Annotated in this window: 8 protein-coding genes; 4 read left to right on the forward strand and 4 right to left on the reverse strand. The window is 68.5% G+C overall.

What is annotated here, in order from left to right; all coding sequences use genetic code 11:
• From ACTHJR_RS07215 to ACTHJR_RS07230, 4 genes are all read right to left on the reverse strand, one after another.
• A partial coding sequence (locus ACTHJR_RS07215; RefSeq protein WP_440522453.1) for an enoyl-CoA hydratase-related protein occupies positions 1-356 on the reverse strand: 356 nt, incomplete at its 3' end.
• 2 nt (positions 357-358) lie between these two features.
• Positions 359-823, reverse strand: coding sequence for a MarR family winged helix-turn-helix transcriptional regulator (locus ACTHJR_RS07220; RefSeq protein ID WP_440522446.1), 465 nt, complete (start codon positions 821-823; stop codon positions 359-361).
• Positions 817-1,560 (reverse strand): SDR family NAD(P)-dependent oxidoreductase, encoded by a 744-nt coding sequence (locus tag ACTHJR_RS07225; RefSeq protein ID WP_440522447.1) that lies wholly within the window; start codon positions 1,558-1,560, stop codon positions 817-819. Before ACTHJR_RS07225 ends, ACTHJR_RS07220 begins: the two co-directional genes overlap by 7 nt.
• A complete protein-coding gene (locus ACTHJR_RS07230) occupies positions 1,557-3,851 on the reverse strand; it encodes a bifunctional salicylyl-CoA 5-hydroxylase/oxidoreductase (protein ID WP_440522448.1) in 2,295 nt (764 codons plus the stop codon). Before ACTHJR_RS07230 ends, ACTHJR_RS07225 begins: the two co-directional genes overlap by 4 nt.
• A 157-nt stretch (positions 3,852-4,008) precedes the next feature.
• On the opposite strand from ACTHJR_RS07230, the gene ACTHJR_RS07235 reads away from it, so the two are divergent.
• The 4 genes from ACTHJR_RS07235 to ACTHJR_RS07250 all read left to right on the forward strand — a co-directional run.
• Positions 4,009-5,673 carry an MFS transporter gene (locus tag ACTHJR_RS07235; RefSeq protein WP_440522449.1) on the forward strand — a complete coding sequence of 555 codons (1,665 nt, stop codon included), beginning with the start codon at positions 4,009-4,011 and terminating at the stop codon, positions 5,671-5,673.
• 2 nt (positions 5,674-5,675) lie between these two features.
• Positions 5,676-6,851 carry an HlyD family secretion protein gene (locus ACTHJR_RS07240; protein WP_440522450.1) on the forward strand — a complete coding sequence of 392 codons (1,176 nt, stop codon included), beginning with the start codon at positions 5,676-5,678 and terminating at the stop codon, positions 6,849-6,851.
• Positions 6,848-8,260: an efflux transporter outer membrane subunit gene (locus ACTHJR_RS07245; RefSeq protein ID WP_440522451.1), complete on the forward strand. Its 1,413-nt coding sequence runs from the start codon at positions 6,848-6,850 to the stop codon at positions 8,258-8,260. Before ACTHJR_RS07240 ends, ACTHJR_RS07245 begins: the two co-directional genes overlap by 4 nt.
• A gap of 185 nt (positions 8,261-8,445) precedes the next feature.
• The coding region (locus ACTHJR_RS07250) for a helicase HerA domain-containing protein (RefSeq protein ID WP_440522452.1) at positions 8,446-8,714 on the forward strand (269 nt) is incomplete at its 3' end.

Below are 8,714 nucleotides of genomic sequence, written 5' to 3' on the forward strand. Positions count from 1 at the left end.
CCAGCGCCGACCGCGACGCCGTCCACCGCCGCGATGATCGGCTTGCCGCAGCCGAGCATCGCCTTGACCAGGTCGCCGGTCATCCGGGTGAAGCGGAGCACCCCCTTCATGTCCATGCCGACCAGCGGCCCGATGATGTCGTGGACGTCGCCGCCGGAGCAGAAATTGCCGCCATTGGACAGCAGGACGACGACATCGACATCGTCCGCCTCGACCAGGGCGCGGAACGTATCGCGCAATTCGGCATAGCTGTCGAAAGTCAGCGGGTTCTTGCGCTCGGGCCGGTCGAGCCGGAGGCGCGCGATGCGATCCTTCACGTCCCAGCGGAAATGCGCCGGCTTGTGGTCCGCCATCATGCTCACGTCTCGCTCTCCCATTGGCTGCGAAAGGCGGTCAGCGCCGCCGCCACCTCGTCCGCCTGGCGCGGCGTCACGCCGGCCAGCAGTTCGTCGATCCAGCCGGCATGCGCCGCCGCCATCGCCGCGAAGGTCTCGCGGCCCGCCGCGGTCAGCCGCACGATCGCGGTGCGGCGGTCGCCCGCGCGATTGGTGCGCTCGACCAGCCCGTCGCCGACCAGCCGCTCGACGATCCCGGTGACGTTGCCGTTCGAGACCAGCAGGAAGCGCGACAATTCGCCCATCATCATGCCGTCGGGCGCGCGATCGAGCGCGGCCAGCACGTCGAAGCGCGGCAGGGTCGAGCCGAAGTCGGTCGCGAGCCGCTCGCGCAATTCGCCCTCGATCGCGCGCGTGGTGCGCAGCAGCCGGAGCCACAGCCGCAGGCGTGCGCGATCGTCGCGATCGACCGCCGCCAGGCTCACCATGTTTCGCCCCCCGAGACCGAGATCGCCTGGCCGGTGACCGAGCGCGCGGCGTCGCCGACCAGCCACTGCACCGCCGCCGCCACTTCCTCCGGCGTCACGAACCGCCCCTGCGGATTGGCGAGCGCGGCGCGCGCCTCCGCCTCGCTGCGCCCGGTCTTGGCGACGATCTCGCCCAGCGAGCGCGCCAGCATCTCGGTCTCGGCGAAGCCCGGGCACACCGCGTTGACGGTGACGCCGCTCCTGGCGGTCTCGACCGCGAGCGCGCGCATCAGCCCGATCACGCCGTGCTTGGCGGCGACATAGGGTGCGACATAGGCATAGCCTCGCAACCCTGCGGTCGAGGCGATGAACACGATCCGGCCGCGTCCCGCGCGCAGCATCGCCGGGAGCGCGGGCTGCACCGTCAGGAAGGCGCCGGTCAAATTGACGCCGAGCGTGGCCTGCCAATCGTCCAGCGAGACTTTGGCCGTCGGTGCGCTCGCCGCCGCGCCGGCATTGGCGACGACGATGTCGAACGCGCCGCGCGCGGCTGTCGCTTCCTCGTAGAGCCGCGCGATCGATGCCGGGTCGGTCACGTCGGCGGCGATGCCATGGTTGCGGTCATGCTCGACCGCCGCCAGCGTCTCGGCGCGGCGGCCGCAGATCGTCACGTCGACGCCGTTGTCGGCGAGTATCAGCGCGATCGCGCGGCCGATCCCGCTGCCGCCGCCGGTCACCAGCGCGTGGCGCGTGCTCATAGACTCTCCCCGCGTTCCTTGAGCCGATAGAATTGGTCGCGGCCCGGCAGATACGGATCGGGCCACGCCACGCCGTGATCGCCGAGCGCCGCTGCCGCATGGAGCGTCCAATAAGGATCGGCGAGATGCGGCCGGGCGAGACAGACGAGGTCGGCGCGTCCCGCCATCAGGATCGAATTGACGTGATCGGGCAGATAGATGTTGCCGACCGCCATGGTCGGCATGCCGACCTCGTTGCGGATGCGGTCGGAAAACGGCGTCTGGAACATCCGGCCATAGACCGGCCGCGCCTGGATCGAGGTCTGGCCGGCCGAGACGTCGATGATGTCGACCCCGGCCGCCTTGAGCATCCGCGCGATCGCCACCGCTTCGGGCGGGGTGACGCCGTCCTCGCCGACCCAGTCGCTCGCCGAGATGCGCACCGACAGCGGCTTGTCCTCGGGCCACGCCGCCCGCACCGCCGCCACGACTTCCAGCGGGAAGCGCATCCGGTTGTCGAGGCTGCCGCCATATTCGTCCTCGCGGCGATTGGTCAGCGGGGTGATGAATCCCGACAGCAGATAGCCATGCGCCATGTGCAGCTCGACCATGTCGAAGCCGGCGCGGTCGGCTATCCGCGCCGCGGCGACGAACTGGTCGCGAACCCTGTCCATGTCGGCACGGTCCATCGCCTTCGGCACCTGGTTGGCCGGAGACCACGCCACCGCCGAGGCGGCGATCAGCGGCCAATTGCCCTCGGCGAGCGGGGCATCCATCTCTTCCCAGCCCAATTGGGTCGAGCCCTTGGCGCCCGAATGGCCGAGCTGCGCGCAGATCTTCGCTGGGGTCTCGGCATGGACGAAATCGACCAGCCGCTTCCACGCCGCCTCATGTTCGGGCGCGTAGAAGCCGGGGCAGCCGGGCGTGATCCGCCCTTCGGCGCTGACGCAGGTCATCTCGGTATAGAGCAGGCCGGCGCCGCCCTTGGCGCGCTCGGCATAATGCGCGAAATGCCAGTCGGTCGGGCAGCCATCGACCGCCTTGTATTGCGCCATCGGCGAGACGACGACGCGATTGGCGAGTTCCATCCCGCGCAGCCGGAACGGCGCGAACATCGGCGCGCGCGGGGCGTTGGAGCCGCCCGCTTGCTCCTGGAACCAGCCTTCCGCCGCGCCGAGCCAGGCATGGTCGCGCAGCCGCAGATTCTCGTGGCTGATGCGTTGCGATCGGGTCAGCAGCGAATAGGTGAACTGGACCGGATCGAGATCGAGATAGCGCTCGACCTCCTCGAACCATTCGGCCGAATTGCGCGCCGCCGATTGCAGCCGCAGCACCTCGACCCGCCGCGCCTCCTCATAGCCGTCGAGCGCCGTATCGAGGTCGCCATCGCCATGGAGCCGGTCGGCCAGGTCGATCGCGCTTTCGAGCGCCAGCTTGGTTCCCGAGCCGATCGAGAAATGCGCGCTCGCCGCGGCATCGCCCATCAGCACCAGATTCTCGTGCCGCCATGTCTCGCACAGCACGCGCGGGAAATTGATCCAGGCCGATCCGCGCAGATGGTTGGCGTTGGACATCAGCCGATGCCCGCCGAGATGGCCCGAGAAGACCGCCTCGCACGCGGCGACCGATTCCTCCCGACTCATGTCGCCGAACCCGGCGCGCTGCCAGGTCGCCGCCGAGCATTCGACGATGAACGTCGCGGTGCCGGGCTCGAATTGATAGGCATGCGCCCACATCCAGCCATGCTCGGTCGGCTCGAAGATGAAGGTGAAGGCCTGGTCGAACGTCTGGTGCGTGCCGAGCCAGACGAACTTGTTCGAATAGACCTGGACATCGGGCCGAAAGATCTCCGCGAACGCCTCACGCGAGCGCGAATTGAGCCCGTCGGCGGCGACGACCAGGTCATAGCCCGCCATCAAGGCGGGCACATCATCCGCCTCGCTCTCGAAGCTCAGGTCGACGCCGAGGTCGCGCGCGCGCTCCTGCAACAGCAGCAGCAGTCGCCGCCGTCCGATCCCACAGAAGCCGTGCCCGGTCGAGACGGTTCGCGTGCCGCCGCGCACAACCGCGACATCGTCCCAATAAGCGAAATGCTCGCGAATCGCGGCCGCGCTGAGCGGGTCGTTGGCGGCGAGGTTCTGGAGCGTCTCTTCCGACAGCACCACGCCCCAGCCGAACGTGTCATCCGGCCGGTTGCGCTCGAACACCGTGACCCGATGCCGGGGATCGCGCAACTTCATGCTGATCGCGAAATAGAGCCCGGCGGGTCCGCCGCCGACCACTGCGATCCGCATGCCCTCATCCCGTGCCATGAACGCGAGGGTCTGCCTGTCGCCGAGAAATTTCAAGCCTAAAATTTCCCGTCGCGGCACCGATTTGGCTTGGCGGTCGTTACGGCCGTGCAGTTTCCCCGCGAACCCTGCTACCATCGGGCGGTCGAAGGCCGGAAGCTGCCAGGGCGGAGCGCGCGTGACCGAATATGTCTTCAAGCCGCACGAACGCCCGACCCTGCCGGGATCGCCGGCGACGCCCGACCATCCGACACCGCGGCGCATCGTCTATTTCGTGATCGGCTGCCTGATCGGCATCACCCAGGGCCTGGGCAATGCGCTGGTCACGGTGAACCTCAATTTCGCCCAAGGCACGCTCGATCTCTACACCAACGAGAGCGCGTGGCTGACCGCGGCCTATTTCATGACCAACGTCACGGCGAACCTGTTGCTGGTCAAATATCGCCAGCAATTCGGGCTGCAGCCCTTCATCCGCTATACGCTCGCCGCTTATGCCGCGACCACGCTGATGCATCTGTTCGTCCACGACTTCTGGACGTCGGTACTGGTGCGGGCGATGAGCGGCGTGGCGGCGAGCGGCTTGTCGACGCTGACCATCCTCTATTTCTTCCAGGCCTTGCCCGCGGCGAAGCGGTTGGCCGGGGTGATGATCGGCATCTGCATCCCGCAATTGGCGACGCCGCTCGCGCGCATCCTGTCGCCGCACCTGCTCGAATGGGGCGACTGGCATAATCTCTATTGGCTCGAGCTCGGTCTGGCGCTCGCCACGCTGGCGGCGGTGATGTCGCTGCCGCTGCCGGCGAGCGAGCGCGAAAAGGTGTTCGAACCCGCCGATTTCCTGACCTTCGGGCTGCTCGCGCCCGGCCTTTGGCTGTTGATCGCCGCCTTGTCGGAGGGGCGGATCGAATGGTGGACCGATCAGCCGTGGATCGGCTGGGCACTCGCCGCCAGCGTCGCATTGATCGCCAGCGCGGTGGTGGTCGAGCACCAGCGCGCCAATCCGCTGATCAATACCCGCTGGCTGGCCAGCCGCGAGATCCTGCGCCTGATGGTGGTCGCCGCCTCGATCCGCGTGCTGCTGTCCGAACAGGCGTTCGGCTCGGTCGGGCTGCTCAACGTACTCGGCATGATCAATGACCAGATGATCACGCTCAACTGGATCATCGTGCTCGCCTCGATCGCCGGGCTGGCCACCGCGGTGTTCACCTTCCGCCCCGGCGACGTCGCGCTGCCGATCACGGTCGCGGTGGTGCTGATCGTGATCGGCTCGTTCATGGACGCCGATGCGACCAACCTGACGCGCCCGAGCAGCTTCTACGTCAGCCAGGCGCTGATCGGCTTCGCCTCGCTCTTGTTCCTGGCGCAGGCGATGGTCATCGGCATCGCCCGCACCCTGCTCGCGGGCGGGCGCAATTTCGTCAGCTTCGTCGTGCTGTTCGGCCTCAGCCAGAGCGTCGGAGGGCTATTGGGCAGTGCGTTCCTGGGCACGTTCCAGGTCCTTCGCGAGAAATTCCATTCGCACGAACTGGTCCAGCGCATCGTCGCGACGGATCCGCTGGTTGCTGCTCGGATCAGGGCGAGCGGCGGCGCGGTGGCGGGCGCGATCGGCGATCCGACCCTGCGCGGCGCGCAGGGCGTGGCGTTGCTGGGGCAGCAAGTCGCGCGAGAGGCCAATGTCCTCGCCTTCAACGACGTCTTCCTGCTGGTCGGGGTGCTTGCCATATTGATGGCGATCTGGGGATATTCGATCCGCTGGTCGATCCGGCGGCGCGGCGAAGTGTCGCCGGTGGTGCTGCTCCAGCAGCGCTCGCAACAGGCGGCAGAAGCGCAAGAGGGGCAATGAACATGAGCGACGAGACGAAATCAGCCGCGCCGCCAGCCCCGCCCGCCGCGGCACCGCCGCCAGTGCCGGCGCCGGCGCCCGCCCGCGCACCCGAACCCGACCCGCAGATCGACCCGCCGTCGGGCTGGCGGCCGCCCGCCAAGTCGCGCACCGTGGTGCTGGTCATCATCCTGCGCGCGCTCGGCGCGATCGTGGCGATCCTCTATGCGTGGCGCCTGCCGCCCTTCGCCGGCTGGTCGGAGCGGACCGACAACGCCTATGTCCGCGGCAAGGTGACGATCATCAGCCCGCAAGTCAGCGGCTACGTCACGCATGTCGCCGTCCAGGACTTCGCCGAGGTCAAGGCGGGGCAAGTGCTGGCGACGATCGACGACCGCATGTATCGCGCCCGCGTCGCCCAGGCCCAAGCCAATGTCGCGGCGCAGATCGCGGCGCTGGCCAATTCGAGCCAGGCGCAACGTTCACGCGAGGTCGCGACCGAGGCACAGAATGCCGGCATCGCCAATGCCCGCGCGCAATTGGTCAAGGCACAGGCCGACATGCGCCGTGCCAAGGCGCTGGTCGCCGACGGATCGATCTCGGCACGCGAATTCGACCAGACCCGCGCCGCCCTGCTCGCCGCCGAGGCCGGGGTGCGCCAAGCCCAGGCCAGCCGCGCGATCGGCACGCAGGACGTCCGCACCGTCGTGGTCGGCCGTGCGGGGCTGGAAGCGTCGGTCGAAGCGGCCCGGGCGCAGCTTCGTCTCGCCCAGATCGACCTCGACAATACGATCATCCGCGCGCCCGCCGACGGGCAATTGTCGGAGATCGGCGTGCGCGACGGCGCCTATGTCACCGCGGGCACGCAATTGCTGTCGATCGTGCCGCACAACGTCTGGGTGATCGCCAATTACAAGGAGACGCAGACGCGCGACATGGCGGTTGGGCAGCGCGCGACGTTCAAGGTCGATGCGCTCGGCGGCGCAAGGCTGACCGGCCGGATCGAGAATTTGTCCCCCGCCGCCGGGTCCGAATTCGCGGTGCTCAAGCCCGACAATGCCACCGGCAATTTCGTCAAGGTCGCGCAGCGCATCGCGGTACGCATCGCGATCGACCCCAACCAGCCCAGGGCGGCGCGCTTGCGGCCCGGCATGTCGGTCGAGGTCAGCATCGATACGCGCAACGGGCTGCGGCAATGAAGAGCGCCGCGCTCGCCCCACCATTGGCGCTCGCTCTGGCGCTTGCCGCCTGCGCGGGACCGCCGATCGAGACCGCCAAGGTCCCGCCGGTCGTCCCGCCACCAGCCTGGCGCACCGATGCGGGACCGGTCGCCCCGATCGATCGCGCCTGGTGGCAGGGATTCGGCGATCCGGTGCTGACCGCGCTGGTCGACAAGGCGCTGGCCAACAATACCGACATCGCGATCGCTGTTGCGCGGGTGCGCGAGGCCGAGGCGAATCTCGCCCTGGCGCGGTCGCAATCGCTACCGGCGATCGATGCCGGGATCAGCGGCGGACGATCGCGATCGGTCAGCGCTTTCGGTACGCCGGAAGTCCAAAATGCGGTTCAGCCGCAGGTCCAGGCCGCCTATGAAGTCGATTTGTTCGGGCGCCTCGCCGATCAGCGCGCGGCGGCACGCGACAGCTGGTTCGCGAGCCAGGCGGCGCGCGATTCGACGCGGCTGGCGGTCGCCGCGGCGACGGCGAACGGCTATATCGCGCTGCGCGGACTCGATGCCCGGCTCGACATCGCGCGCGCGACGGTGGCGGCGCGGTCGGAGTCGCTGCGGCTCGCGCGATCGCGCGTCGGGCGCGGTTATTCGCCCAAGCTCGAGCTGCAGCAGGCCGAAGCCGAATATGATGCGACGGCGCAGATCGTCCCGCAGATCGAGCTCGCCATCGCCAAGGCCGAGGACACGCTGAGCCAGCTTACCGGCGAGCCGCCGCAGGCGATCGACCGCGGCCTTTCGCTCGACCGATTGACGGTGCCGGCGATACCCGATGGCCTGCCGTCCGAATTGTTGCGGCGCCGCCCCGACGTGGCGCAGGCCGAATTCCAGCTCGCCGCCTCGGACAAATCGCTGGCCGCGGCGCGCAAGCGCTTCCTGCCGCAGGTCAAGCTGAGTACGAGCGCCGGCGCGGCCTTTTCCTCGCTGCTTGCCGATCCGCTGACGATCTGGTCGATCGGCGGCTCGATCCTCGCCCCCCTGTTCGAAGGCGGGCGGCTGAAGGCCCAGGCCAATGTCGCCGGCGCGCAGCGCGACCAGGCGGCGTTCGCTTATCGCCGCGCCGCGCTGACCGCCTTCCACGAAGTCGAGGACGCGCTGGCCGGCGCCAAGCGGCTCGACGAGCAGGTCACGTTGGCGCGGGCGCAGCGGGACGCGCTGAGCGAAGCGCTGCGGCTGGCGACCAATCGCTATCGCGAGGGCTATTCGCCCTATCTCGAACAGCTCGATGCGCAGCGCGGGCTGCTCGGCGCGCAGCTCTCGCTGATCCAGTCGCGCGCGGACGCGCTGACCGCGCGGGTGCAATTGTTCCAGGCGATGGGCGGCGGCTGGGTGCGCTGCGCCGACGGCAGTGCCTGCACGCCGGATATTCCAGGTTATTGATCGTTCGCGTGTCGCCGGCGGCGCGTGCCGTGTCTATTAGGTCGAGGTGAGCTTCGATCTTTCTTAGCCCCTCCCCTTCAGGGGAGGGGCTTTAAGCTTCCCCGCCGTCAGGCCCGATAATCCGCAGCTTTTTTTTGCCCGCCGGCTTGCCCTGACGCGGTGCTTGCCAGCATGCGCGCACGGCAATGACGTTTCAGATCGATATGGGGGTCGATTCGGCCGGGCGGCCGGCGTGCGTCGACCTCGAGGAGCTTCTCGCCACGCGCCTGCTGGTCCAGGGTAATTCGGGATCGGGCAAGTCGCATCTGTTGCGCCGCCTGCTCGAAGGCAGCGCGCGCCAGGTCCAGCAAGTGATCATCGATCCCGAGGGCGACTTCGTGACCTTCGCCGGCCCCTATGGCCATGTCGCGATCGAGGCGGTCGATTATTCGGTCAACGAGATCACGCGCTTCGC

Source organism: Sphingomonas sp. (genome assembly GCF_051962185.1).
GTDB lineage: Bacteria > Pseudomonadota > Alphaproteobacteria > Sphingomonadales > Sphingomonadaceae > Sphingomonas.

Excerpts from the sequence above, each read along its gene's own strand:
- ACTHJR_RS07230 (WP_440522448.1), bottom strand. The coding sequence starts at position 3,851 with ATGGCACGGGATGAGGGCATGCGGATCGCAGTGGTCGGCGGCGGACCC.
- ACTHJR_RS07225 (WP_440522447.1), bottom strand. The coding sequence starts at position 1,560 with ATGAGCACGCGCCACGCGCTGGTGACCGGCGGCGGCAGCGGGATCGGC.
- ACTHJR_RS07245 (WP_440522451.1), top strand. The coding sequence starts at position 6,848 with ATGAAGAGCGCCGCGCTCGCCCCACCATTGGCGCTCGCTCTGGCGCTT.
- ACTHJR_RS07220 (WP_440522446.1), bottom strand. The coding sequence starts at position 823 with ATGGTGAGCCTGGCGGCGGTCGATCGCGACGATCGCGCACGCCTGCGG.
- ACTHJR_RS07240 (WP_440522450.1), top strand. The coding sequence starts at position 5,676 with ATGAGCGACGAGACGAAATCAGCCGCGCCGCCAGCCCCGCCCGCCGCG.